The 1,176-nt window shown below is 58.9% G+C and carries 1 protein-coding gene; it reads left to right on the top strand.

Annotation, left to right across the window (positions count from 1 at the left end; translation table 11 throughout):
* Positions 1 to 12: 12 nt before the first annotated feature.
* A partial coding sequence (locus tag CW742_RS14115) for a PAS domain S-box protein (RefSeq protein ID WP_292421465.1) occupies positions 13 to 1,176 on the top strand: 1,164 nt, incomplete at its 3' end.

Below are 1,176 nucleotides of genomic sequence, written 5' to 3'. Positions count from 1 at the left end.
AACCAGGCAGTCCTGAAAAAGACGGGGGGAAACCTGGAAGATCTCATTAGGAAGTACTGCTGGGAGATCTTCCATGGCCCCGGTACAACCCGACCTCCGGAGGGTTGCCCGTTCGAGACAATGCTCCGTTCCTGTCACCATGAAACGAGTGAGATGGAAGTTGAGCTCTTCGGGGGAACGTACCTGGTATCCTGTACCCCGGTCTTTGATGAAACGGGGAAGCTGGACCGCGTCATCCACATCGCAACCGATATCACGGATCGCAAGCAGGCGGAAGAGGAGCTGCGGCGCAGGAACGACGAGCTGAGGGCATCATACGAGCAGATTGCCGCTGCCGAAGAGGAACTCCGTGACCAGGTAGAGATGCTTGCCGAATCGGAAAAGGCACTGAGACAGCAGGAAGAGAAAATCCGGAGTATTTTCCGGGTAGCCCCGGTCGGCATCGGGATGGTCGTGAACCGGGTTATAAAGGAAGCAAACGACACCCTGTGCCGGATGACCGGGTACAGCCACGAAGAGCTGGTGGGGCAGGACACCCGCATGCTGTACCTGACTCAGAAAGAATACGATCATGCCGGGGCGGAGATGTACCGGCAGATCCGCGGGAAAGGAACCGAAACGGTCGCGACGCGCTGGAAGCGGAGGGATAGTACGGTCATTGATGTCCTCCTCAGTCTGACCGCGCTCGATCCTGCCGATCTGAACCGGGGTGTGACCTTCTCGGTGCTTGATGTGACCGGCAGCCGCCGGGCAGATCATGCGCTCCGGGAGAGCGAGGATCGGTACCGCCAGCTCTTCGAACATGCAAACGATGGCATAACGATTGCCCAGGACGGAAGGTTCATTTCCTTCAACTCCCGGTTTGCCCGAATGCTCGGCTATGCCCCGGAAGAACTCACCGGAAAACCGATTGTTTCGGTAATTCATCCCGACGACCGGACTTCCGTCATCGATCGCCATATCGGGCGGCTGCAGGGCGAAAAGGGGCTGCCCGATGTCTATACCTTCCGTATCCTGACCCGGGAGAACAGGGTTCTCTGGGTGGAGCTCAATACATCGGTTATCTCCTGGGAGGGGCGGCCGGCAACCCTCAACATCGTCCGGGACATTACGGAACGCCGGCAGGCTGAAGAGGAGCTGCGGGAGAGCGAGGAGCGGTACCGGTCCCTCCTGGCC

It is taken from the genome of Methanoregula sp., from assembly GCF_002835825.1.
GTDB lineage: Archaea > Halobacteriota > Methanomicrobia > Methanomicrobiales > Methanospirillaceae > Methanoregula.
Note: the sequence above shows the minus strand (reverse complement) of the source record. Positions and strands in the feature narration are given on the sequence as shown.